Origin of the sequence: Roseovarius sp. MBR-6 (assembly GCF_040547525.1) — a bacterium.
GTDB lineage: Bacteria > Pseudomonadota > Alphaproteobacteria > Rhodobacterales > Rhodobacteraceae > Roseovarius.
Genome location: NZ_JBEPPW010000001.1, coordinates 64,038 through 87,396, shown reverse-complemented (window position 1 = coordinate 87,396; position 23,359 = coordinate 64,038). Strand labels below are relative to the sequence as shown.

Genomic DNA, 23,359 nt, shown 5'->3' with positions numbered 1-23,359 from the left:
CCCGTCCTCCCCCCTCACAGCGGCGCAATATCGCCCTCGGCGCGGCCCGCGTGAAATTCCGCCTCCCAGGCCGCAAAGCGGCCTTCGGCAATCGCCGCCCGCATCCCCGCCATGATGTCCTGATAATAATGCAGGTTGTGCCATGTCAGCAGCATCCCCGCGATCATCTCGCCCGCGCGGTAGACATGATGCAAATAGGCGCGGCTATAGCCCCGGCAGGCGGGGCAGGTGCAGGCCTCATCGAGCGGGCGCGGATCGTCGGCGTGGCGCGCGTTCTTGAGGTTGATCTGCCCGTGGCGCGTCCAGGCCTGCCCGGTCCGGCCAGAGCGCGACGGCAGCACGCAATCCATCATGTCGACGCCGCGCTTGACCGCGCCCACGATATCGTCGGGCTTGCCCACCCCCATCAGGTAGCGCGGCCGGTCCTCGGGCAAGAGATCGCAGGCGTAATCGAGCACCGAAAACATCGCCTCCTGCCCCTCGCCCACGGCCAGACCGCCGATGGCATAGCCGTCGAAACCGATGGCGCGCAGCGCCGCCGCGCTCTCCTCGCGCAAGTCGCGCGTCACGCCGCCCTGCATGATGCCAAAGAGCGCATGGCCGGGCCGGTCCCCAAAGGCCGCCTTCGAGCGTTCCGCCCACCGCATCGAGAGCCTCATGGCGCGCGCCACCTCCGCATCCGAGGCAGGAAGCGCAGGACATTCATCGAAACACATCACGATGTCCGAGCCCAGAAGCCGCTGGATCTCCATCGAGCGTTCCGGGCTCAGCATGTGGCGCGAGCCGTCCACATGGCTCTGGAATGTCACGCCCTCCTCGCTCAGCTTGCGCAGCCCGGCAAGGCTCATCACCTGGAAGCCGCCCGAATCCGTCAGGATCGGCCGCTCCCAGTTCATGAAGCGATGCAGACCGCCCAGCCGCGCCACCCGCTCCGCGCCGGGGCGCAGCATCAGGTGATAGGTATTGCCCAGAAGGATATCCGCGCCCGTCGCGGCCACGCTTTCGGGCAGCATACCCTTGACGGTGGCGGCCGTGCCCACCGGCATGAAGGCGGGCGTGCGGATCTGCCCGCGCGGCGTGGTGATCGCCCCCGTCCGCGCCGCCCCGTCGCGCGCCGCCACCTGAAATCCAAACCCCATCGCCCGACCCTCTTTTCGGCTTTTGCCCTCCCTTAAAGGGGTTTACCCTGACGCGGAATACCCCTTGCCACGACATTCAAAGGCCAGACCATGACCGAAGACATGATTTTCGAGCTGATTTCCGCCAATATCCTCTGGGTCCTCCTTGCGATCTTCGGGCTGCTGATCATCACACGCGGCCTTCAGATCGTGCCGCAATCCGAGCAATACGTGGTCGAACGCTTCGGCAAGCTGCACAAGGTGCTTGGCCCCGGCATCAACCTGATCGTGCCATTCCTCGACAAGGTGGCGCATCGCATCTCGATCCTGGAGCGCCAGTTGCCCAACGCGAGCCAGGACGCGATCACCCGCGACAACGTGCTGGTGCAGGTGGAAACCTCGGTCTTCTACCGCATCCTGCAACCCGAAAAGACCGTCTACCGCATCCGCGAGGTGGACGGGGCCATCGCCACCACCGTGGCGGGGATCGTGCGCGCCGAGATCGGCCAGATGGACCTCGACGAGGTTCAGTCCAACCGCTCGCAACTCATCACCAAGATCAAATCGCTGGTGGAAAACGCCGTCGATGACTGGGGCATCGAGGTGACCCGCGCCGAGATCCTCGATGTCAATCTCGACGCGGCCACCCGCGCGGCCATGCTGCAACAGCTCAACGCCGAGCGCGCGCGCCGCGCGCAGGTGACCGAGGCCGAGGGCACGAAACGCGCGGTCGAATTGCAGGCCGATGCCGAGCTTTACGCCGCCGAGCAGCAAGCCAAGGCCCGCCGCATCGCCGCCGATGCCGAGGCCTATGCCACCGGCGTGGTGGCACAAGCCATCGCCGAGAACGGCCTTGCGGCGGCGCAATACCAGGTGGCTCTCAAGCAGGTCGAGGCGCTTGACGCCATGGCGCGCGGTTCGGGCAACCAGACCATCGTTCTGCCCGCCAACGCGGTCGAGGCCTTCGGCAATGCCTTCCAGATGCTGAAAGGGCGTGGCTGATGGGCGCGCTCTGGCAGGTCTGGTGGGTCTGGGCAGCGGCGGCGCTCCTCCTCGCCATTCTCGAAACGGTGCTGCCCGGCTTTGTCCTCCTGGGCTTTGCCTGTGGTGCCGCGCTGGTGGCACTGCTCGTGCTCTTGCCGCTCGATCTTGGCCTCTCGGCCCTGCTGGCGATCTTCGTGCTCTTCTCGCTCCTCTCCTGGATCGTGCTGCGCCGCGCCCTGCGCCGCCCCGACGACCAGACCCGCGTGATCCGTGAGGATATCAACAAGTAACCCGCCCTTGCGGGCCTGACCCTATCGCGGCTATGTCCTGCGCGCGCGCCCGGACAGGAGCAAGGCCATGACCGACGACACCGCACCCCAGCCGCTGCAATTCGGCTGGGAGGAATGGATTTCGCTGCCTGAGCTTGGCGTGCCCGCGATCAAGGCCAAGGTTGATACCGGCGCGCGCACCTCCGCGCTTCATGCCTTCGACATCGAGACCTTCGGTCCCTCGGCGCGCCCCAAGGTGCGCTTTACCGTCCACCCGATCCCGGGGCGCGACGATCTGGTGATTCCGTGCTCGGCGCTGATCATCGACCGGCGCGAAGTGGCCTCCTCCAATGGCGAGCGCGAATTGCGGTATGTGATCCAGAGCACGCTGTCGGTGAACGGCGATCACTGGCCCATCGAGATCACGCTGACCAACCGCTCCACCATGGCGAGCCGGATGCTGCTCGGGCGGCAGGCGCTCAAGGATCATATCTCGATCGTCGCCACCGATCGCTTCCTGCAACCCGAACTCAGCTACGATGTCTACCACACCTCGAAAATGCGCAGCGTCCAGCCCAAGCGCGCGCTGCGCATCGCCGTGCTCTCGCGCGAGAACAATTTCTCCACCCGCCGTCTTGTCGAAGAGGGCGAGGCGCGCGGCCATTCGGTCGAGGTGATCGACACAACGCGCTGTTACATGGCGATCAACGCGCTCGCGCCCGAGGTGCATTACGACGGCAAGCGACTGCCGCGCTATGACGCCGTGATCCCGCGTATCGGCGCCTCGATCACCGCTTACGGTGCCGCCGTGATCCGCCAGTTCGAGACCATCGGCACCTTTTGCGTGAACCCCTCGGCGGGTATCACCGCCAGCCGCGACAAGCTCTATGCGCATCAACTCATGGCGCGCGCGCGGGTGGGGATGCCCAACACCGCCTTTGCCGCCTCGCCCAAGGATACCGGCAACCTCATCGGCCTTGTCGGCACCGCGCCGCTGATCGTCAAGCTGCTCGAATCAACGCAAGGCAAGGGCGTGGTGCTGGCCGAGACCAAGAAGGCCGCCGAGTCGGTGATCGACGCCTTTCGCGGGCTCAAGGCCAATTTTCTCGTGCAGGATTTCGTCAAGGAGGCGGCGGGCGAGGATATCCGCTGCCTTGTCATCGGCGGCCGCGTGGTGGCGTCGATGAAGCGCACCGGGGCCGAGGGCGATTTCCGCTCCAACCTGCATCGCGGCGGCTCGGCCAGATCGGTGCGCATCACCAAGGCCGAGCGTGAAACCGCGCTGCGTGCCGCGCGGGTCTTTGACCTCGGCCTCGCGGGGGTCGATCTCCTGCGCGCCGATTCGGGGCCGAAGGTGCTCGAGGTGAATTCCTCTCCGGGCTTCGAGGGGATCGAGGGGGCCACCTCCAAGAACATCGCGGGTGCGCTATACGACATGATCGAAGCGCGCGTTCGCCCCGCCCCGGTGCGACGGCGCAAGACCGCCGGATGAGGCTTTCGCGTCGCGCACACCGGCGTGAGCCGCGTGCCACTGGACGCGAGGCCGGATAAATCTTATATCTTTGGTCGGAATAAGCGCAGGACAATCAGCATGACCGCAGCCGAACCTCTCGAAGGGGCCCCGCTCATCGCCCCCTCCACCACGGATCACCCGCTCTACGAGCAGGTCGTCGAGGCCTGCCGTGGCGTCTATGACCCTGAAATCCCCGTCAATATCTACGATCTCGGGCTGATCTACACCATCGACATAACCCCCGAGAACGCGGTCAGCATCACCATGACGCTGACCGCGCCGGGCTGCCCCGTCGCCGGCGAGATGCCCGGCTGGGTCGCCGACGCGGTAGAGCCTCTGGCGGGCGTCAAACAGGTCGATGTGCACCTGACATGGGAGCCGCAATGGGGCATGGACATGATGAGCGACGAGGCCCGGCTAGAGCTGGGTTTCATGTAGAAAACCAATAACCTGAAGGGCAAAGCTCATGTTCGGAATTCCCGGAAGACAAGCCGTAACCCTGACCCCGGCGGCGGTCTCGCAGATCACGCGGCTGATGGCACGCGACGGGGCCAAGGGCCTGCGTCTCGGCATCAAGAAGGGCGGATGCGCCGGCATGGAATACACCATGGAATATGTTTCGGAGGTCGATCCCCATGACGAGGTGGTCGAGCAGGACGGCGCGCGTGTGCTCATCGCCCCGATGGCCCAGATGTTCCTCTTCGGCACCCAGATCGATTACAAGAACGCCCTGCTCGAATCGGGCTTCGTTTTCAACAATCCGAACGTGACCGAGGCGTGCGGGTGCGGTGAGTCGATCAAGTTCGCCCAACAGTGAGAAGCGCCCCGCAAGGCACGCAAAGGTAATCCGAATATGCGAAAGATGGCTGCCGGAAACTGGAAGATGAACGGCACCGGGGACAGCCTGGCCGAGATCGCCGCACTCGCCGCCGCGCATCCCGCCCCCTCTGTCGATATCCTGATTTGCCCGCCCGCGACACTTCTGGCCCGGGCGGCGTCGATTGCCGCGCAGAGCGCCCTCATGCTCGGCGCGCAGGATTGTCACCCGTCCCCCTCGGGCGCGCATACCGGTGACATCTCCGCCCCGATGCTGGCCGATGCGGGTGCGCGCGCGGTCATTCTCGGTCATTCCGAGCGCCGCGCCGATCACGGGGAAACCAGCGCGCTTGTCGCGCAGAAGGCGCGCGCCGCCCATGCTGCGGGCCTCATCGCGGTGATCTGCCTTGGGGAGACCCTGGCCGAGCGCGAAGCCGCGCAGACCCTCGCCGTCGTGACCGAGCAATTGCGCGCCTCGCTGCCCGAGACCGCCAACGCCGCCAATGCCGTGATCGCCTACGAGCCGGTCTGGGCCATCGGCACCGGGCTCACGCCCAGCAGCGCGCAGATCGCCGAGGTGCATGGCGTGCTGCGCGCGGTCCTGACCGACCGTCTCGGCGCAGAGGAGGCGGGCACCCTGCGCCTGCTCTATGGCGGCTCGGTGAAGCCGGCCAACGCCGCCGAGATCTTCGCCATTGCAGAGGTCGATGGCGCGCTTGTCGGCGGCGCAAGCCTCACGGCAGAAGCGTTTTCCCCGATCATCGCCGCCCTCGGGGCCACCTGAGGCTTCACTGTTCCGGAAATACTCCGGGGGAGTCGGCCCGCAGGGCCGGCGGGGGCAGCGCCCCCTGCCCGCTCAGACCGGCAGCATCGTGGTCGATTTGATCTCTTCCATCGACAATAGCGCGGTGACGTTGTGGATCTTCACCTCCGCGATCAGCGCCTGATAGAACACGTCATAGGCGCGCGCATTGGCCACGCGCACCTTGAGGATATAGTCGATATCGCCCGCCAGCCGATGCGCTTCCATCACCTCGGGGCGCTTGTTCAGGGTCTCCAGAAACCGCGCCTGCCAGGCGGCCTCATGTTCCGAGGTGCGGATCAGCACGAAGAAACAGGCCTCCAGCCCAAGGGCCTCGGCATCGAGCAGGCAGGTCTGCTGCCGGATCACGCCCGCCTCACGCAGCTTGCGGATGCGATTCCAGACCGGCGTCTTGGAGGAGCCGACATTGCGCGCGATATCGTCAAGCGATTGTCCGGCATCCTCTTGCAGTTGCGCAAGGATTTTCCGGTCGAGATCGTCGATGCGGACGGGCATTCCAAATTTCCTCCAATCGAGGGAAGCCTTGCCACCTTGCGGTCGAATACGGAATAAACATCCTTATTAAGCGCCGCATATGGCCTTTAGCCGGGAATATTTCCTATATTGAAGAGGAAGTCAAACAACCCCGGACACGCTGCCGCCATGCCCGCCACCACACCCCCGACCGCCCCTGTCGCCTTTGTCGGCGCAGGCCCCGGCGACGCCGATCTGCTGACCGTGAAGGCGCTGCGTCTTCTCGCGGCGGCGGATGTGGTGATCCATGACCGGTTGGTCAATGCGGATATACTCGCACTTGCCCGGCCGGGTGCGCACCTCATCGCGGCGGGCAAGGAGGGGTTCGGCCCCTCCACCCCGCAGGAGGCGATCAATGCGATGATCGTGGGGCACGCACTCACCGGGGCGACCGTGGTGCGGCTCAAGGGCGGCGATCCGGTCGTGTTCGGCCGGCTTGACGAGGAAATCGAGGCGGTCGAGGCCGCAGGCCTGCCCTATGAGATCGTGCCGGGCATCACGGCGGCCTCTGCTGCCGCCGCCGCCATCGGCCAGAGCCTGACCAGACGCGGGCGCAACGCCGCCGTGCGCTTTCTGACCGGCCACGACATGGCAGGCTTTGCCGATCACGACTGGCGCACGCTGGCGCGCCCCGGCGAAGTGGCCGCGATCTACATGGGCAAGAAATCCGCGCGCTTCATCCAGGGCCGCCTGATCATGCACGGGGCGGACCGCGCCACGCCCGTGACCGTGGTCGAGAACGCCGCCCGCCCCGATCAACGCGTCATTGCCACCACGCTGGGATGCTTGCCTGCCGACCTCAAGGCCGCCGCCCTCACCGGCCCGGCGCTCACCTTTCTCGGTCTCAGCCCCCGCGCGGCCGAGGCCCGGATGTCACAGACACAACAGGAGCTTGCCTGACATGGCCCGCGAATTCACCCCCAAGGTCGTGACCGCCAATGCCCTGATCGAGGGCGACGTGGTCTATCTCACCGCCGATGACCGCTGGACGCGGCACCTCTCGGAGGCCGAATTGCTGATCGACGAGGCCGATGCCGACTATCGGCTTTTGCAGGCGCAGGCGCGCACCGGTGAAATCGTCGGCGCCTATCTGGCCGACATGCGCCCCGGCGAGAGCGGCCCGGAACCCGCCCATTTCCGCGAGGATTTCCGCCGCAAGGGCCCCTCGAACCTCTTTCATGGCAAGCAGTCCGAAGGACTGTCCCACGCCTGACCCACGCGACCCGCGCAGGAGCGACCCATGTATCACTACACCGATTTCGACACCGCCTTTCTCGCCGAGCGCAACCGACAGTTCCGCGCCCAGGTCGAGCGGCGCATCGACGGAAGCCTCACCGAAGACGAGTTCCGTCCGCTGCGCCTGATGAACGGGCTTTACCTGCAACTCCATGCCTACATGCTGCGCGTGGCGATCCCCTATGGCTCTCTCGATCCCGCCAAGCTGCGGCAACTGGCCTATCTGGCCGAGCTGTGGGACAAGGGCTATGGCCATTTCACCACCCGCACCAATATCCAGTATAACTGGCCGAAACTGAGCGATGTGCCCGACATGCTCGACGCGCTCGCAAAGGTGGGGATGCACGCCATCCAGACCTCCGGCAACACCATCCGCAACGTCACCTCGGATCACTTTGCGGGGGCTGCGCCGGACGAGTTGACCGATCCGCGCCCCGTGGCAGAGTTGATCCGGCAATGGTCCACCGACCACCCCGAATTCCAGTTCCTGCCCCGCAAGTTCAAGATCGCCGTGATCGCGTCCGAGGCCGACCGCGCGGTGATGAAAAGCCACGATATCGGGCTGCGCATCGTCGAGCGCGACGGCGCGCGCGGCTATCAGGTCTGGGTCGGCGGCGGCATGGGCCGCACGCCCATGGTGGCCCGCCTCCTGCGCGATTTCCTGCCCGAGGCGGACCTCTTGCCCTATCTGGAGGCGGTGCTGGCCACCTATAACCGCATGGGTCGGCGCGACAACAAGTACAAGGCACGCATCAAGATCACCGTGTTCGAGAACGGCCTCGACACGTTCCGCGATGAGGTCGAGACGCTCTTTCCGCAGCGACGCGCCGTGTTCTCGGGCGTGGATCAGGACTGGCTTGCCGATATCCGCGCGCGCTTTGTCACCCCCACCCTGCCCGAACGCGACGCGGCCGCCTATTATTCCGCGCGTGACACCGATCCGGTGTTTCGCGCCTGGGCCGATACCAACGTGACGCCGCACAGACACGCCGATCACGGCATCGTCTCCATCAGCCTCAAGGCACACGGGGCAACGCCCGGCGACGCCTCGGCCGAGCAGATGCGCCTCGTCGCCGACCTTGCCGAGCGCTACGGCCACAACGACATCCGCGTGAGCCACGCGCAGAACCTCGTTCTGCCGCATGTGGCGCTCGCCGATATTCCTGTCGTCTATGCGGCGCTGCGCGAGGCGGGGCTGGGCACGGCCAATATCGGGCTGGCCTCGGATATCATCGCCTGCCCCGGCATGGATTACTGCGCGCTGGCCACCGCCCGCTCCATCCCCGTGGCCCAAGGCATCGCTACAAGGCTTGAAGAGCTCAAGATCGAGCATGAGGTGGGCCATCTCCAGATCAAGATCTCGGGCTGCATCAACGCCTGCGGTCATCACCATGTCGGCCATATCGGCATTCTCGGCCTCGACCGGGCGGGGGTGGAGAATTACCAGATCACCCTTGGCGGCGATGCGTCCGAGACCACGGCCATCGGCACCCGCACCGGGCCGGGCTTTGCCTATGACGAGATCGTGCCGGCGGTGGAGCGTCTGATCTTCGCCTATCTCGACCTGCGTGAAGGACCCGAGGAGACCTTTCTCGAGGCCTATAATCGCCTCGGGATGGAGCCGTTCAAATCCGCGCTCTACGACGGGGAGGCGCGCGCCCATGCCGCCGAGTGACCTCCATGGCCGGGTTGCCGCGCTCAATGACCGCTATCGCCACCATTCGGCGATCTCGGTGCTGGAGCACGCGCTGCGCGACCCGGAGGCGGGCCACCTCGCGCTCGTCTCCAGCTTCGGGGCCGAGTCGGTCGTGCTCTTGCACATGGTCTCGGTCACGCGCGCCACGACGCCGGTGATTTTCATCGACACCGAGATGCTCTTTGCCGAAACGCTGGTCTATCAGCAGGAGCTGGCCGAGCGTCTCAATCTGCGCGACCTGCGCATCATCCGCGCCGCCCCCGCCGATCTGCGCGGCGAAGACCCCGACGACACGCTGCATCAGCGCGATACCGATGCCTGCTGTGCCCTGCGCAAGACCCGGCCTTTGCTGCGCGCCCTGAGCGGCTTTGACGGATGGATCACCGGGCGCAAACGCTATCAGGCGGGCACCCGCGCCACGCTTCAGTTCTTCGAGGTCGAGGAGAGCACCGGGCGCCTCAAGGTCAACCCGCTGGCGCATTGGGCGCGCGAGGATATCCGAACCTACATGGAGGAAAACCGCCTGCCCCGGCATCCGCTGATCAGCAAGGGCTATCCGTCCATTGGCTGCATGCCCTGCACCACCCCGGTGCGCGCAGATGAAGACCCCCGCGCCGGCCGCTGGCGCGATCAGGACAAGACCGAATGTGGCATCCATTTCGCGAACGGCAAAATGGTGCGTAGAGGAGTTTCCGCATGACCATCATCGTCACCGACGCGGGCTTTGGCCCCGACACCTGGACCACCCCCATCGTGCCCCTGGAAGAGGCGCGCCGCGGCGTCGGCATCACTCTGCCCGCCAGCGCCGATCCGCTGGAACTGGCCGGACGTCTGCCCGAGGTGCAGATGATCAAGGTGCATTTCCCGAGCGTCGCCGACGGGCGCGGCTTTACCATCGCGCGGCAATTGCGGCTCATGGGCTACAAGGGACGGCTGCGCGCCTATGGTCACGTGATCGCCGATCAATACGCCATGGCGCGGCGCGCCGGGTTTGACGAGGTCGAGATTTCCGACGATCTCGCAGCGCGCCAGCCCGAGGCTCAGTGGCTGTCGCGCAGCGACTGGCAAGCGCATGACTATCAGGCGCGGTTGCGCGGCTGATAATCGCCTTCCCCTGACCTAGGTCAAAGATTAAAAGAGGATGTCGGTTTAATGGACCGGCAGTTGACACCATGAACGAGATGACCGCCGTGACACAAGCCACCGCAAAAGCGCCGAAAACCCTCGCCCTGCCCGACGCGCAGACGGTGACGCGGGTGACACACTACACCGACCGGCTCTTTGCCTTCCGGGTGACGCGGCCAACGAGCCTGCGCTTTCGCTCGGGTGAGTTCGTGATGATCGGTCTCATGTCAGAGGACGAGAAGACCGGCCGCGAAAAGCCGCTCCTGCGCGCCTATTCCATAGCCTCGCCCTCCTGGGATGACGAACTGGAATTCTACTCGATCAAGGTGCAGGATGGTCCGTTGACCTCTCGCCTGCAACATATCCAACCCGGTGACGAGATCATCCTGCGCCCGAAACCCGTGGGCACGCTGGTGCATGATGCGCTCCTGCCGGGCAAGCGGATCTGGTTCTTTGCCACCGGCACCGGGATCGCCCCCTTCGCCTCGCTGCTGCGCGACCCGCAGACCTATGAGGATTACGACGAGGTGATCCTGACCCATACCTGCCGAGAGGTGGGCGAGCTGACCTATGGCAAGGAGTTGATCGACAACATCCGCAGCGACGAAATGCTGGAGGAGTTGATCGGCGAGGGCTTTGCCGACAAACTACGCTATTACCCGACCACGACGCGCGAGGAGAGCCCCAAGATGGGCCGCATCACGGACCTCATGCGCAAGGGCGAGGTGTTCGCCGATCTCGGCGTGGCCCCGCTTTCGCCGGAAACCGACCGCGCCATGGTCTGCGGCAACCTCGCCTTCAACCTTGAAATCAAGGACATGCTCGAAGGCTACGGCCTGCGCGAGGGCGCGAATTCGGCCCCTCGGGAATATGTGGTGGAAAAGGCGTTCCTCGACTGAGGCAACATGGCGCCCTCGGACGTGACCCGAGGGCCTCCTGTTGCAAGAGATCCTCCGGTCAGGCCGGAGGATGACGCCGACCACAAACGCCCGTCACCCTCGGACTTGATCCGAGGGTCTCTGGTTGCCCGACGGTCTTTCGTTCAAGGAGATCCTCCGGCCAAGCCGGAGGATGACGTCGCATGAAAAAGCCCGCACAAGGATCGCCTTGCGCGGGCTTTTTCGTGTCAGCGGCCTTGCTCAGTAGCCAAGCGCCGTGCGGGCCGCCTCAAGCGCGGATTTGAGCAGATCGGGATTGTTCTGCGCCGCCCGGATGCCTTCGATAAGCATGGTTTCCTGCATCGAACCAAGTCCCGCGCCCTCGATCAGGCTACGCGCCTGCTCGAGGTCGAACCCGCCCACGGTCAGCGCCTCGGGGACCTCTGCCGCGGCCTGCGCGGCCGCTTGCTCTTCCGCAGAGGGAAGGCTGTCGGTCACCGCCTCTTGTGCGGCCTCGGTCGCACTCTCGGTCGCCTGATCGGCCGCATCCGTGGCGGCATCCGCCGCATCGGTCGCCGTGTCGGTCGCGGCATCCACCGCGTCAGACGCCGCATCGGTCGCGGCCTCCGCGGCTTCGGTCGCGGTCTCGGAAGCCGTGTCCGCCGCGCCGGTCGCAGCCTCCTGCGCCGCCTCGGCGGCTTCATTGGCGGTATCGGCCACGGCGCTCGCGGCCTCGCTCGCGGCCTCCTGTGCCGCCCCGACCGCCTCGGTCGCGGCGTCTGCAACCCCTTCTGCGGCCCCTTCTGCGGCCTCGGCCACGGCCCCCGCAGCCTCGCTTGCGGCGTCCTGTGCGGCTTCCACCGCCTCGCCCGCTGCGGTCGCGGCCTCTTCCAGTGCCGCAGGTGCCTCGACCTCCGGCGTGGTCTCGGTCACGCTCTCGACCACCTCATTGACCGACTTGCCGGTGACGAGCATGTAGCCGCCCCCCAGCACCACGACCGCAACAACGACCCATATCAGATTTTTCATCACCCATACTCCTGTCCATGCCGGGAAAGCGCCTAAAACGCCCCCGTTCACAATCCGGTGTGACAGATGGCCCCCCCGGGGAAAAGCCGCAAGGGGAAAAAGCCCTGATTTCGGCCCGCTCCCGCCGATTTTGCCGCTTGAAAGCCCGCGCCCCCGCGTTTACCGTGCCCAGCCTGAATACACCGGCAAAATCAACTATCGAAGGACCAAAGCCATAGCCCGCAGACCCCACAATGCGCCCCCCACGCGCGAAACCGGCCCCCGCGTCAATGAACGTATCCGCGGCGATGAAATCCGCCTGATTGGCGCCGATGGCGAGAATGTCGGGGTCGTGACCCCGCAACGCGCGCTGGAAATGGCCGAAGAGGCCGGGCTGGACCTGGTGGAAATCTCTCCCAGTGCCACGCCGCCGGTCTGCAAGATCATGGATTTCGGCAAATACAAATACGAAACCCAGAAGCGCGAGGCCGAGGCCCGCAAGAAGCAGAAGATCATCGAGGTCAAGGAGGTCAAGTTCCGCCCCGGCACCGACACGCATGATTATGACGTGAAAATGCGCAATGTTCTGAAGTTTCTTGAAGGCGGCGACAAGGTGAAGATCACCCTGCGCTTTCGCGGCCGCGAGATGGCGCATCAGCATCTCGGGCGCGAATTGCTCGAGCGCATCGCCGACGATGTCAAGGAGGTGGGCCGGGTCGAGAACATGCCCAAGATGGAAGGCCGACAGATGATCATGGTCATCGGCCCCGGCCCGAAATGAACGCGCGGCACCCGTGACCCTGCCGCGCTGCGAATACCGTGTCATCCCCGCGCCCACGCGCGGGCGCAAGGCCCCGGGCGTCAAGACGCCCGAGGGCCGTTTCGCGCTCGGGCTGGAGGATGTGCTCAACGAGATGGCGCGCGAGGGCTGGACCTATCTGCGCAGCGACATCCTGCCCAGTGAGGAACGTCAGGGGCTGACCTCGACCGCCACGGTCTATCGCTCGGTGCTGGTCTTCTCGCGCGACGTCGTCCCCCGCGCGCCCCTGCAATCGCCCGTGCCCGAGGCGCGGGCGGCCCTGCCGCCCGAGGATGCGGCCTCAAGCCTTCGCCCGGTGCTCCGGGCCGACTGACCGACGCCTGTTTTCATCGTGATTCGAACCGCTTGCGCGCGCGTGCCCGGCGCCGCATGGCGGATTTGTCATCAGAATATCACCGATTTTTTCGCCTGCCCCCCTTCTCATCGGCGCGTTTTGGCATACACTCTGCGCCCTGACTCGTTGAGGTTTGCCAATGTCCAAGACTGATCCTTTCGGTTTCGATATGTCGGTGTCGTCGGCCAAGCGCAAGAATCCGCGCGGGCGGCGGGGCATGTCGGGGGCGTCCGAAACCTCGACCCGCGTGTGCGAACATCCGGGCTGCCAGGAGGCGGGGCTTTACCGCGCGCCGAAATCGCCGGACGTGCTCGACGACTATCTCTGGTTCTGTCAGGAGCATGTGCGCGAATACAACCTGAAATGGAACTTCTTCGAAGGCACCACCGAGGCAGAGCTGAACGCGCAGATGTCGCGCGACAAGGTCTGGGAACGCGAGACGCGCCGCTTCACCGACCCCGAGGCGCGCGCCTGGGCGCGGCTTGGCATCGAGGACCCGCATCAGGTTCTGGGGAACAACGCCACCCGCAATCCCGGCCGCAAGCAGGGCGGCGGGCGCAAGCTGCCGCCGACCGAACGCCGCGCGATCGAAATCCTCGAGGCCGCCGACAGCTGGACCAAGGCCGAGCTTCGCCAGGCCTACAAATCGCTCATCAAGGTGCTGCACCCCGATATCAACGGCGGCGACCGCAGCCAGGAAGAGCAGTTGCAACAGGTGGTCTGGGCCTGGGATCAATTGAAGGACAGCCGCAATTTCAAGTGAGCCTTGGTGACAGGATCACCGAACCGCGCAGAGCGATATGCGATCATGGTGCCATGAAGCCGGGCTTGTCGTCCGGTCGCTTTGAAAGGCAGTATCATGCTCCGCAAAAACGTTGGCACCACCGACCGCGCGCTGCGCATTCTCCTCGGCCTCGCGCTGCTGGCCGGCTTCTTTCTCAACCGGGACGGGGCCTATAGCTGGCTCTACCTCATTGGCGTCGTGCCGCTGGTCACGGGGCTGATGTCCTCTTGCCCGCTCTATTCGATCCTTGGGCTGAGCACCTGCCCGATGAAGAAGTGACTGACAAGCAGCGTCACCCTCGGACCTGATCCGAGGGTCTCTCGCCGCACGGGATCCTCCGGTCGAGCCGGAGGATGACGGCGGGGTTCAGACTGGCGTCTTACTCCGCCGCCACCCGCCGCGCGGCCAGTATCTCCTTGAGGTAGTGCCCGGTATGGCTGCGGGGTTCTTCCGCCACCTCTTCGGGCGTGCCCTCGGCCACGATCTCACCGCCGCCGTCACCACCCTCGGGGCCGATGTCGATGATATGATCGGCGGTCTTGATGACATCGAGATTGTGCTCGATCACCACCACCGAATTGCCCTGATCGACCAGTTCGTGCAGCACCTCGAGCAGCTTCTTCACATCCTCGAAATGCAGACCCGTGGTCGGCTCGTCGAGGATATACAGCGTGCGGCCCGTGGCGCGTTTGCTCAACTCCTTTGACAGCTTCACCCGCTGCGCCTCGCCGCCCGAAAGCGTCGTCGCCTGCTGGCCCACCTTGATATAGCCAAGCCCCACACGCATCAGCGCATCCATCTTCTCGCGGATCGACGGCACGGCCTGAAAAAATCCCTGCGCCTCTTCCACGGTCATATCAAGAACGTCCGCTATGCTCTTGCCCTTGAACCTTATTTCCAGCGTCTCCCGGTTATAGCGCGCGCCCTTGCAGGTCTCGCATTCCACGTAGACATCGGGCAGGAAATGCATCTCGATCTTGATCAATCCGTCGCCCTGGCACGCCTCGCAGCGCCCGCCCTTGACGTTGAAGCTGAATCGCCCCGGCTTGTAGCCGCGCGCCTTGGCCTCGGGCAGACCGGCGAACCAGTCGCGGATCGGGGTGAAGGCCCCGGTGTAAGTGGCTGGATTCGAACGAGGAGTTCGGCCAATGGGGCGTTGGTCGATATCGATCACCTTGTCGAGATGCTCCAGCCCCTTGATCGTCTCGCAGGGTGCGGGCGTCTGCCGCGCGCCGTTCAATCGCATCGACGCGGTCTTGAACAGCGTCTCGATGGTCAGCGTTGACTTGCCCCCGCCCGACACGCCCGTCACGCAGACGAATTTGCCCAGAGGAAACTCGGCGGTAACTGCTTTAAGATTGTTCCCTGTCGCATTGACAACAATAAGTTTTTTCTTGTTTCCCTTGCGCCGCATCTCGGGCACCGCGATCTCGCGCGTGCCCGACAGGTATTGCCCGGTCAATGACGCCGGATCGGCCGCCACCGCCTCGGGCGTGCCATGGCTCACCACGCGCCCGCCATGCACGCCTGCGCCGGGGCCGATGTCAAAGACATAGTCGGCGGTGCGGATCGCCTCTTCGTCATGCTCCACCACGATCACCGTATTGCCCTGATCGCGCAGATTGCGCAGCGTCTGCAAAAGCCGCCCGTTGTCGCGCTGATGCAGGCCGATCGAGGGTTCATCGAGCACGTAAAGCACGCCGGTGAGGCCGGACCCGATCTGGCTGGCCAGCCGGATACGCTGGCTCTCGCCGCCCGAGAGCGTGCCCGCGTTGCGCGACAGCGTGAGGTAATCGAGGCCCACATTGACCAGAAAGCCCAGCCGCTCGCGGATTTCCTTCAGAATCGCCCGCGCGATCTCGTTTTTCTGGTTGCTGAGGTGCGCGGGCACCGTCGCGCACCAGTCATGCGCCTCGCGGATCGACATCTGCACAACCTGCCCCACATGCAGGCCCGCGATGCGCACCGCCAGCGCTTCGGGGCGCAGGCGGTAGCCCTCGCAGGTGCCACAGGGGCGGTTATTCTGGTAGCGCTCGAATTCCTCGCGGATCCAGGCCGAATCCGTCTCGCGGTAACGCCGTTCCATGTTGGGGATCACCCCTTCGAAGCTGCGCGCAACCTGATAGACGCGGCCCCCCTCGTCATAGCGAAAGGTGATCTCCTCCTCGCCAGAGCCATGCAGGAACACCTGTTTCACATGGGCGGGCAGGTCGCGCCATGCGGTCGCCTTGTCGAATTCGTAATGCTTTGCCAACGAGTTGATCGTCTGGGTGAAGTAGGGCGATTTACCCTTGCGCCAGGGCGCGATGGCCCCGTCGGTCAGTTTGAGCGCCTCGTCGGGGACGACCAGACGCTCGTCAAAGAAAAGCTCCGCCCCCAGCCCGCCGCAATCGGGGCAGGCCCCGAAGGGCGCGTTGAAGGAAAAGAGCCGCGGCTCGATCTCGGGAATGGTGAAGCCGCTGACCGGACAGGCGAAATTCTCGGAAAACGTGATCCGCTCCGGCTCTCCCTCGCGCGGGGCGGTTTCCAGAACGGCGATGCCCTGCGCCAGATCGAGCGCGGTGCGGAAACTGTCGGCAAGCCGCGTCTCCAGCCCCTCTTTCACCACGATCCGATCTACCACCACGTCGATATCGTGGCGGAATTTCTTGTCCAGAACGGGCGGCTCGTCGAGCTCGTGAAACGCCCCGTTGACCTTGACCCGCTGAAACCCCTGCTTGCGCAGGTCCAGAAATTCCTTGCGATATTCGCCTTTCCGGTCGCGCACGATGGGGGCCAGAAGATAGGCGCGCGTGCCCTCCTCCATCGCCATCACCCGGTCCACCATATCCTGCACCTGCTGCGCCTCGATGGGCAGGCCGGTGGCGGGCGAATAGGGCGTGCCGACGCGGGCAAAGAGCAGGCGCATATAGTCGTAGATCTCGGTGACGGTGCCCACGGTGGAGCGGGGGTTCTTCGAGGTCGTCTTCTGCTCGATGGAAATCGCTGGCGACAACCCGCTGATGTGGTCCACATCCGGCTTTTCCATCATGTCGAGGAACTGCCGAGCATAGGCGCTGAGCGATTCGACATAGCGCCGCTGCCCCTCGGCATAGATCGTGTCAAAGGCGAGCGAGGACTTGCCAGAGCCGGAAAGACCGGTGATCACAACGAGTTGGTCCCGCGGAATATCCACGTCGATGTTCTTGAGATTGTGCTCGCGCGCGCCGCGCACGGAGATCGTCTTGAGTTCGGCCATGAGAGCCCCCTTGCCACCCGTCCTGACATAGAGGAGTGGGGCGAGTCGTCCAAGCCGAAATTGTGAACGAAGCATGAACGCGCAGAAACGAGGCGCCGCGCCTGCCCGCCCCCGTCATCCCCGCGCAGGCGGGGGATCTCCGCTCGGCAGGAGATCCTCGGGTCGAGCCTGAGGATGACGGCAAGGGGGCAAGATATCTTCGGATCAGTCCCGAGGATGACTGGCCCTGGATCCGCGATGCTATTTCTGCGCGATCGCCCAGGCGCAGATTGGAAATTGCGGATCGTCGGTCAGGTCATCGGTTTCGGGATGATGCGCCGGCGGCCAGATGTCCTCGAGGTTGCGCCGCGCGGCGGCGCGGTTGCCCCATTGGCGGGCTGTGATGTTGGCCTCGGCGAAACCGGCCTCGATGAGCAGGTTCTTCAGCCCCCGCGCCGACCAGCGCGAGCAATCCACCGGGTCGCCGTGATACGGGATGAAGAACGGCACGGCGAGCCAGAACCACCCCCCCTCGCGCAGCATGGCGCGCACGTTCTGCGTGGCGGCATAGGGCCGGTCGAGATGCTCCCAGACCTGATTGGCGAGGATGATGTCATATTGCGCCACCCGGCCCGCCTCGTCGGTGAACGGGCCCTTGCAGATGTCGTGGCGCGGATAGCGGTAGCGGGTATAGCTGCGAAACTCGAAGCGCCGCCCGAACTTGCCCGAGATTTCAGCGGCATCCATGCTTTCGGGGTCCAGCGCCGAGAGCCAGCGCCGCGTGGCCTTCTGCATGACGATGCGGTTGAGACTGGCCACGATGCTGCCTTTCTGCCCGGTTCAGGCCTAACAGAGAACGCGCGCTACTCGTCGTCAACCAGCGAGAAGAGGTGCGGCACCGCCGGACAGGGGGCCAGCGTGTTGCCGGCCACATCGCTCAGCCGGGTCTGGTGCAGGAAAACATAGACATGCGCGCTCAGCCCCTCCCAGAGACGGTTTGACAGCGATTGCGCGCGGCTTCCGCTCGCCCCGCCCGAGGCCCCCGCCCCCTTGTGCATCGCATCCACCGTCTCATCCACCGCCGCCAGCACATCGGAGACGCGGATCTCGGAGGCGGGCCGCGCCAGCCGGTAGCCGCCCCCCGGCCCGCGCACCGAGATCACCAGATCGGCGCGCCGCAGCTTGACGAAAAGCTGCTCGAGATAGGGCAGAGAAATGTCCTGTCGCCGCGACACCTCGCTCAGCGTGACCACGCTGCCCGAAGGCTGAAGCGCGATATCGACCAGCGCCACCATCGCATAGCGCCCCTTTGTGCTGAGTTTCATGGCCTTCTCCCCCGACCGTCACCGATTGACCTTGGCCGATACAGGGCTTATCTGCAATCGGACCGGTCCGGGACCGATCATATCCGAACCACGCCCAGGGATGCGAGAGCGAATGCATCATACCGATCGCCCGCGCGCGCAAGAAGGACAGTAGCACATGCCAGAGGTTATATTTGCCGGCCCCGAGGGCCGTCTGGAAGGCCGTTACCATCCGCAGCGCGACCGCGATGCGCCGATTGCCATCGTGCTGCATCCGCATCCGCAATTCGGCGGCACGATGAACAACAAGGTGGTCTACAACCTGCATTATGCGTTCTACAACATGGGCTTTACCGTGCTGCGGTTCAATTTCCGCGGCGTGGGGCGCAGCCAGGGCGAATACGATCAGGGTCTGGGCGAATTGTCCGATGCCGCCTCGGCGCTCGATTACCTGCAATCCATGAACGCCAATTCCAAGCATTGCTGGGTGGCGGGGTTTTCGTTTGGCGCGTGGATCGGGATGCAGCTTCTGATGCGGCGTCCGGAGGTGACGGGGTTCATCTCGGTGGCGCCACCCGCCAACATGTATGATTTTTCGTTCCTCGCGCCCTGCCCCGCCTCCGGCCTCATCATCAACGGCACCGGCGACCGGGTGGCACCGCCGGCCGACACGGCCTCATTGGTGGGCAAGTTGCAGGAACAGCACGGCATCACCATCACCCATCAGGAAATCGAGGGTGCCGATCACTTCTTCAAGGAGCCGCACATGGAGACGATGATCGACAGCGTGACCGGCTATGTCAAACGCCGCCTGACCGAAACCACACGCTGAGGGCCGCGCCATGGGCATCACCGAGGACATGGCCGACGAACTGGCCCGGGACGTGCTCAAGGCGATCGAGGTGACGGGCGACGAAGACCTCTTTGGCGTCATCGCCAAGGTGCTGGCCGAAAGCTCTCAAACCGCCGAAGAGGCCTTCCTGACGGCCTTCCGCGTGCGCCGCGCCAATGCCAAGGCGCGGGCGCTGCTGGTCGAGAAGCTTCAGAAGTTCAAGGCCGCGAAAGAGGCCGCTGCGGCACCACCGCCCAAATCAGACGAGGCGTGATCCGGCACAGGCGCCGCAAAAAGGGGCGGTCGCCCGCCCCTTTCGTCGCGCTAGGCACATGCCATATCAGACAAAGTCGAACACATCAGTCGTTTCGGGCACATCAGTGAGCCCGAACACATCAGTGTAAAGATATGTCTTATCGATCGCGTTGGTCGGCTGGACATTCGCGCTCGTTCCGCCACCTGGAACGTTTTCGTCTGGCAGGGCGAACCCGATCCCCTCAGGAAGATCATCGGCCTCCGTGCCATTGGTGTTGTTGTCCCCAAAGGCAAAGAACTCGGTCGCCGCCTGATTGCCGCCCTTGATCACCACGCCCAGAAGATCGCTGTCCGCCGTGATGAACTCATCATTTGCAACAAGATATGCAAGGATATCGTCGATCGAGTTGTCGAGGTCATCATCACCCTCGTTCGGCCAGTTGTCGATCTTGACGGTGTAGAAGCCATCGCCATCGGGGGTGGGTTTCGTATCCCCTTCCTTCTGATCAAACACCAGAACGACGTTGGAGATATCCTGCGGCCATTCCGGGAAATCGTCATTCGGTTCCTCGGGTTCCTCTTCCGGCACCGCGATGGTCTTGATCGAGCCTTCCGGCGTGCTGGTGCTGGTCGCCCGGATGCCGAGGAAATCGACATCGTCAAGGCTGGTCAGGCCGTCAAGCGTGAACGTGGTGCTCTCGCCTGCCTCGAGGAAGGAGCTTTTCTCATACCCTTCCTTGCCCAGCCCGGGCGAGGACAGCTTCTCCGCCCCATCCCATTCAACGGCCTCTCCCCCGAAGGTCGAGCCTTCGGCACCGTTCATGTTGAGGCTCTTGTCCTTGCCGCCGAACCCGTCGAAATCCGAGTTGCCGGCAACATCGTCGCCCCAGTATATCGCGTTGAAATCGGCATAGCCTTCTTCGACGGTGATTGTCGCCTTGAAGACCCCGCCTTCCTCGAAAACAGTCACGCTGAACTTCAACCCGTCAAGCTCGTAGTTGAAAACTTTACTGTCTGTCATGGTTTCCCCCAATGATGGAATGGTCGGGAAACTGCCCCGAACCTGCCATGATTTTACCATAATCGCGGTTGGTTGCTCTGATTTAAATCAATGAATATAGTGGCAACACTCTGTTTCTAAAGAGTTTTTCAACCGAAGGGTGCGCTCCAGTTGATGGAAACTCAACTTCAGGGTACCAAAAGATTGTTTTTATATTGCATTTTTGTATTACCCACACGCAGTAGATGGCTCGCTGATTCGAAGACTTCCATCATGATCCGACACGCGACACAGCAACCGCGCCGCCCCCAAGAAAAACGACCGAACCTGTCGCAAACCGACATGCGCGCGGCGTCCGGGTGGCCAGTGTGGCCGAAACGATCCTCGGGAGGCGTCCATGAAAACCACCACGCGCGTTTGCGTCATCGGCGGCGGTGTCGTCGGCTGTTCGGTGCTCTATCACCTGACCAAGCTGGGCTGGTCGGACGTGATGCTGCTGGAGCGCTCGGAACTCACCTCCGGGTCCACCTGGCACGCGGCGGGGGGGTTTCACACGCTCAACGGCGATACCAACATGGCAGCCCTTCAGGGCTATACCATCCGGCTCTACAAGGAACTCGAAGAGATCACCGGCATGTCCTGCGGGCTGCACCATGTGGGCGGCGTGACCCTGGCCGACAACCGCGACCGCTTTGACATGATGCTGGCCGAGCGCGCCAAGCATCGCTACATGGGCCTCGACACCCATATCGTCACCCCCGAAGAGATCGCGCAGATCGCGCCGGTGACCAATATAGACGGCATCATCGGCGGGCTTTACGACCCGCTCGACGGCCATCTCGACCCGTCGGGCACCACCCACGCCTATGCCAGGGCCGCCCGCATGGGGGGCGCGCAGATCGAGACCCATTGCATGGTCCGTGAAACCAGACAGCGCCCCGACGGCACATGGGATGTGGTGACGGACAAGGGCACCATACACACCGAGCACGTGGTCAACGCGGGTGGCCTCTGGGCGCGCGAGGTGGGGGCGATGGCGGGCGTCTATCTGCCGCTGCACCCGATGGAGCATCAATATATCGTCACCGACGAGATCCCCGAAATCTACGAGCGCGACAGCGAACACCCGCATGTGATGGACCCCGCCGGCGAAAGCTATCTGCGCCAGGAGGGGCGCGGCCTCTGCATCGGCTTTTACGAGCAGCCCTGCAAACCCTGGGCGGTGGACGGCACGCCATGGGACTTCGGCCATGAGCTTTTGCCCGACAACCTCGACAAGATCGAGGCCAGCATCGAGTTTGCCTATCGCCGTTTCCCGGTGCTGGAAAAGGCGGGCGTCAAATCGGTCATTCACGGTCCCTTCACCTTCGCCCCCGATGGCAACCCGCTCGTGGGTCCCATCCCCGGCCTGCGCGGCTATTGGTCGGCCTGCGGAGTGATGGCGGGGTTTTCCCAGGGCGGCGGTGTGGGGCTGATGCTGGCGCAATGGATGATTCATGGTGAGTGCGAGCGCGATGTGACCGCGATGGATGTCGCCCGCTTCGGCGATTGGATCGGACCGGGCTATACCCGCCCGAAAGTCATCGAAAACTATCAGAAACGATTCTCCGTCAGCTACCCCAACGAGGAACTGCCCGCCGCGCGCCCCCTGCGGCAAACGCCGATGTATGACATCTTTGACAGCATGGGCGCGGTCTGGGGGGCGCAATTCGGGCTGGAGGTGGTGAATTACTTCGCAGAAGGGGACGAGCCGCGGTATGAGACGCCCTCTTTCCGCCGCTCCAACGCCTGGGAGGCGACCGCGCGCGAGGTGCGCGCCGTGCGCGCGGGCGTGGGCATCAACGAGGTGCATAATTTCGGCAAATACCTTGTCACCGGGCCGGGGGCGCGCGACTGGCTCGACCGGATCATGGCGGGGCGCATCCCCAAGCCGGGGCGGCTCTCGCTCACGCCCATGCTCTCGCCCAAGGGGCGGCTATGGGGGGATTTCACCGTGTCCTGCCTCGATGACAAGACCTTTCAGTTGACCGCCTCCTACGGCGCGCAGGCGGTCCACATGCGCTGGTTTCAGCAGAACGGGGCGACGGGCGTGCGGGTGGAGAACATCTCGGACCGCCTCACCGGGTTTCAGATCGCGGGACCAAAGGCGCGCGAGGTGCTGATGGCCTGCACGCGCAATCCGCTGGGCGAGATGCGCTTCATGGATGTGCGCCGCGCGACCCTGGGCATGGTCGATTGCCGCGTGCAGCGCGTGAGCTACACCGGCGATCTGGGCTATGAGATCTATTGCGACCCGATGGCGCAACGCGCGCTCTGGCAGGTGCTGTGGTCCGAGGGTCAGAACCACGGGATGCGCCCCTTCGGGATGCGCGCGATGATGTCGCTGCGGCTGGACCGGTTCTTCGGCTCCTGGCTGAGCGAATTCTCGCCCGACTACACCCCCGGCGAGACGGGCATGGACCGCTTCATCGCGTGGACCAAGAATACCGATTTCATCGGGCGTGCCCCGGCCGAGGCCGAGCGCGCCATTGGGGCCGCGCGGCGGCTCGTGGCCTTCGAGGTTGACGCCACGGACGCCGATGTGAACGGTTATGAGCCGGTCTGGATCGAGGGCACCGTGCGCGGGTTCTGCACGTCGGGTGGCTATTCGCACCATGCGGCCAGGTCGATCGCTCTGGCGCTCATTCCGGCGGAGATGGCGCAAGCGGGGCTCGAGGCCGAGATCGAGATCCTTGGCCAGCGCCGCGGGGCCCGGCTCATCACCGAGCCGCTTTTTGACGCGGACGGCGCGCGCATGCGCGGCTGAGCCATCCGGCCTGACCGTCGGACTTGAG

26 protein-coding genes are annotated in these 23,359 nt (G+C 64.5%); 19 read left to right on the top strand and 7 right to left on the bottom strand.

The annotated features are described in order from the left end of the window. Positions 1-14: 14 nt before the first annotated feature. Positions 15-1,139, bottom strand: coding sequence for a tRNA guanosine(34) transglycosylase Tgt (tgt, locus tag ABIE57_RS00475; RefSeq protein WP_354537019.1), 1,125 nt, complete (start codon positions 1,137-1,139; stop codon positions 15-17). A gap of 90 nt (positions 1,140-1,229) precedes the next feature. On the opposite strand from tgt, the gene ABIE57_RS00470 reads away from it, so the two are divergent. The 6 genes from ABIE57_RS00470 (at position 1,230) to tpiA (ending at position 5,484) form a co-directional block, all read left to right on the top strand. Beyond that, positions 1,230-2,120 (top strand): SPFH domain-containing protein, encoded by an 891-nt coding sequence (locus tag ABIE57_RS00470; protein ID WP_354537018.1) that lies wholly within the window; start codon positions 1,230-1,232, stop codon positions 2,118-2,120. Continuing rightward, a complete protein-coding gene (locus ABIE57_RS00465) occupies positions 2,120-2,392 on the top strand; it encodes a hypothetical protein (protein WP_354537017.1) in 273 nt (90 codons plus the stop codon). Before ABIE57_RS00470 ends, ABIE57_RS00465 begins: the two co-directional genes overlap by 1 nt. A gap of 67 nt (positions 2,393-2,459) precedes the next feature. Next, positions 2,460-3,863, top strand: coding sequence for a 30S ribosomal protein S6--L-glutamate ligase (rimK, locus tag ABIE57_RS00460; RefSeq protein WP_354537016.1), 1,404 nt, complete (start codon positions 2,460-2,462; stop codon positions 3,861-3,863). Between the two features lie 99 nt (positions 3,864-3,962). Then, positions 3,963-4,322: an SUF system Fe-S cluster assembly protein gene (locus ABIE57_RS00455; RefSeq protein WP_354537015.1), complete on the top strand. Its 360-nt coding sequence runs from the start codon at positions 3,963-3,965 to the stop codon at positions 4,320-4,322. Between the two features lie 28 nt (positions 4,323-4,350). Next, the gene (locus ABIE57_RS00450; RefSeq protein ID WP_354537014.1) at positions 4,351-4,701 is read left to right on the top strand and encodes a HesB/IscA family protein; all 351 of its coding nucleotides are present in this window, start codon (positions 4,351-4,353) and stop codon (positions 4,699-4,701) included. 36 nt (positions 4,702-4,737) lie between these two features. Further along, a complete protein-coding gene (gene tpiA, locus ABIE57_RS00445) occupies positions 4,738-5,484 on the top strand; it encodes a triose-phosphate isomerase (RefSeq protein ID WP_354537013.1) in 747 nt (248 codons plus the stop codon). 72 nt (positions 5,485-5,556) lie between these two features. Here the strand turns inward: tpiA and ABIE57_RS00440 are convergent, their stop codons facing one another. Next, a complete protein-coding gene (locus tag ABIE57_RS00440) occupies positions 5,557-6,018 on the bottom strand; it encodes an Lrp/AsnC family transcriptional regulator (protein ID WP_354537012.1) in 462 nt (153 codons plus the stop codon). A gap of 147 nt (positions 6,019-6,165) precedes the next feature. Here ABIE57_RS00440 and cobA point away from each other — a divergent pair, with 147 nt between their 5' ends. The 6 genes from cobA (at position 6,166) to ABIE57_RS00410 (ending at position 10,992) form a co-directional block, all read left to right on the top strand. Continuing rightward, a complete protein-coding gene (gene cobA, locus ABIE57_RS00435; protein ID WP_354537011.1) occupies positions 6,166-6,936 on the top strand; it encodes a uroporphyrinogen-III C-methyltransferase in 771 nt (256 codons plus the stop codon). A 1-nt stretch (position 6,937) separates the two neighbouring features. After that, entirely contained in the window at positions 6,938-7,249 is a 312-nt protein-coding gene (locus ABIE57_RS00430) for a DUF2849 domain-containing protein (protein WP_354537010.1), read from the top strand. A gap of 27 nt (positions 7,250-7,276) precedes the next feature. Beyond that, positions 7,277-8,947: a nitrite/sulfite reductase gene (locus tag ABIE57_RS00425; protein WP_354537009.1), complete on the top strand. Its 1,671-nt coding sequence runs from the start codon at positions 7,277-7,279 to the stop codon at positions 8,945-8,947. After that, the gene (locus ABIE57_RS00420) at positions 8,934-9,668 is read left to right on the top strand and encodes a phosphoadenylyl-sulfate reductase (RefSeq protein WP_354537008.1); all 735 of its coding nucleotides are present in this window, start codon (positions 8,934-8,936) and stop codon (positions 9,666-9,668) included. The genes ABIE57_RS00425 and ABIE57_RS00420 overlap by 14 nt, the downstream gene beginning before the upstream one ends. After that, entirely contained in the window at positions 9,665-10,069 is a 405-nt protein-coding gene (locus tag ABIE57_RS00415; protein ID WP_354537007.1) for a DUF934 domain-containing protein, read from the top strand. Before ABIE57_RS00420 ends, ABIE57_RS00415 begins: the two co-directional genes overlap by 4 nt. A 71-nt stretch (positions 10,070-10,140) precedes the next feature. Then, positions 10,141-10,992, top strand: coding sequence for a ferredoxin--NADP reductase (locus ABIE57_RS00410; RefSeq protein WP_354537006.1), 852 nt, complete (start codon positions 10,141-10,143; stop codon positions 10,990-10,992). A 240-nt stretch (positions 10,993-11,232) separates the two neighbouring features. Here ABIE57_RS00410 and ABIE57_RS00405 read toward each other — a convergent pair whose 3' ends face one another. Next, positions 11,233-12,000: a translation initiation factor 3 gene (locus tag ABIE57_RS00405; protein WP_354537005.1), complete on the bottom strand. Its 768-nt coding sequence runs from the start codon at positions 11,998-12,000 to the stop codon at positions 11,233-11,235. A 130-nt stretch (positions 12,001-12,130) separates the two neighbouring features. Between ABIE57_RS00405 and infC the strand changes: the two genes are divergently transcribed. The 4 genes from infC (at position 12,131) to ABIE57_RS00385 (ending at position 14,196) form a co-directional block, all read left to right on the top strand. Then, positions 12,131-12,760 (top strand): translation initiation factor IF-3, encoded by a 630-nt coding sequence (gene infC / locus ABIE57_RS00400; RefSeq protein ID WP_454283707.1) that lies wholly within the window; start codon positions 12,131-12,133, stop codon positions 12,758-12,760. Positions 12,761-12,773: 13 nt separating this feature from the next. Next, positions 12,774-13,112, top strand: coding sequence for a DUF4177 domain-containing protein (locus tag ABIE57_RS00395; RefSeq protein WP_354537004.1), 339 nt, complete (start codon positions 12,774-12,776; stop codon positions 13,110-13,112). Positions 13,113-13,272: 160 nt separating this feature from the next. After that, positions 13,273-13,896 carry a J domain-containing protein gene (locus ABIE57_RS00390; protein ID WP_354537003.1) on the top strand — a complete coding sequence of 208 codons (624 nt, stop codon included), beginning with the start codon at positions 13,273-13,275 and terminating at the stop codon, positions 13,894-13,896. Between the two features lie 96 nt (positions 13,897-13,992). Beyond that, entirely contained in the window at positions 13,993-14,196 is a 204-nt protein-coding gene (locus tag ABIE57_RS00385) for a YgaP family membrane protein (protein ID WP_354537002.1), read from the top strand. Positions 14,197-14,296: 100 nt separating this feature from the next. Here ABIE57_RS00385 and uvrA read toward each other — a convergent pair whose 3' ends face one another. The 3 genes from uvrA to iscR all read right to left on the bottom strand — a co-directional run bounded on the left by uvrA (position 14,297) and on the right by iscR (position 18,459). Next, on the bottom strand, positions 14,297-17,155 hold the full coding sequence (gene uvrA / locus ABIE57_RS00380) for an excinuclease ABC subunit UvrA (protein ID WP_354537001.1): 2,859 nt from the start codon (positions 17,153-17,155) through the stop codon (positions 14,297-14,299). A 240-nt stretch (positions 17,156-17,395) separates the two neighbouring features. Beyond that, positions 17,396-17,953 (bottom strand): methyltransferase, encoded by a 558-nt coding sequence (locus tag ABIE57_RS00375; RefSeq protein WP_354537000.1) that lies wholly within the window; start codon positions 17,951-17,953, stop codon positions 17,396-17,398. A gap of 44 nt (positions 17,954-17,997) precedes the next feature. Beyond that, positions 17,998-18,459 (bottom strand): Fe-S cluster assembly transcriptional regulator IscR, encoded by a 462-nt coding sequence (iscR, locus tag ABIE57_RS00370; RefSeq protein WP_354536999.1) that lies wholly within the window; start codon positions 18,457-18,459, stop codon positions 17,998-18,000. A 157-nt stretch (positions 18,460-18,616) separates the two neighbouring features. Here iscR and ABIE57_RS00365 point away from each other — a divergent pair, with 157 nt between their 5' ends. Together ABIE57_RS00365 and ABIE57_RS00360 are read left to right on the top strand one after the other, a co-directional pair. Further along, on the top strand, positions 18,617-19,270 hold the full coding sequence (locus tag ABIE57_RS00365; RefSeq protein ID WP_354536998.1) for an alpha/beta hydrolase: 654 nt from the start codon (positions 18,617-18,619) through the stop codon (positions 19,268-19,270). 10 nt (positions 19,271-19,280) lie between these two features. Then, a complete protein-coding gene (locus ABIE57_RS00360; RefSeq protein WP_354536997.1) occupies positions 19,281-19,544 on the top strand; it encodes a hypothetical protein in 264 nt (87 codons plus the stop codon). 66 nt (positions 19,545-19,610) lie between these two features. On the opposite strand, the gene ABIE57_RS00355 is transcribed toward ABIE57_RS00360, so the two are convergent. Next, entirely contained in the window at positions 19,611-20,546 is a 936-nt protein-coding gene (locus tag ABIE57_RS00355; RefSeq protein WP_354536996.1) for a hypothetical protein, read from the bottom strand. A 376-nt stretch (positions 20,547-20,922) separates the two neighbouring features. Here ABIE57_RS00355 and ABIE57_RS00350 point away from each other — a divergent pair, with 376 nt between their 5' ends. After that, positions 20,923-23,331 (top strand): GcvT family protein, encoded by a 2,409-nt coding sequence (locus ABIE57_RS00350; protein WP_354536995.1) that lies wholly within the window; start codon positions 20,923-20,925, stop codon positions 23,329-23,331. Positions 23,332-23,359 lie beyond the last annotated feature (28 nt).